Genomic DNA, 589 nt, shown 5'->3' on the forward strand with positions numbered 1-589 from the left:
ACTACCGCCTCAGAATGCTCCTCATCGGCGGCGGTCTACGACTATGACCCCACGCTCAGGTACGAAGAGCCCGTATTGGGTGCAGAAGACGGTGGAGGTGGTGTCGTAGCGGCGCTCGAGGAGCTCCAGGAGCATGCTGCGCATGCTTTCGTCGGGTGGGTCGAGGAGCCATTCATCGATCACGAGCAGGGTGAAGGCCGCGTACTTGCGGAGGAACTTCATCTGCCCCTGTGGCTTGTCCTTGGCGAGATGCCAGGCTTCGGCGAGGTCGGGCATGCGGATGTAGTGGGCCCGGATCCGGTGGAGGCAGGCTTGTTTCGCTAGGGCGCAGCCGAGGTAGGATTTCCCGGAGCCGGTGAAGCCTTGGAACACGACGTTGTGGGAGCGTTCGATGAACGAACAGGTCGCCAGCTGCGAGATCATGCCCCTGTCCAGACCGCGTTCCTCGACGAGGTCGATCCTGCGCAGGTCCGCTGTGGGATAGCGCAGCCCAGCGCGGCGGATGAGGCCGTCGACCTTGGAGTGGGTGAAGGCTGAGTGTGCCTCGTCCACGATGATCCGGATCCGTTCCTCGAACCCGAGACCGAGC

Annotated in this window: 1 protein-coding gene; it reads right to left on the minus strand. The window is 63.3% G+C overall.

Translation table 11 applies throughout. The features are described from left to right. Positions 1–21 precede the first annotated feature (21 nt). On the minus strand, positions 22–589 hold a 568-nt coding region (locus ABEA30_RS09205; protein WP_345582110.1), incomplete at its 5' end, for an ATP-binding protein.

The organism is Tessaracoccus lubricantis (assembly GCF_039544535.1).
GTDB lineage: Bacteria > Actinomycetota > Actinomycetes > Propionibacteriales > Propionibacteriaceae > Arachnia > Arachnia lubricantis.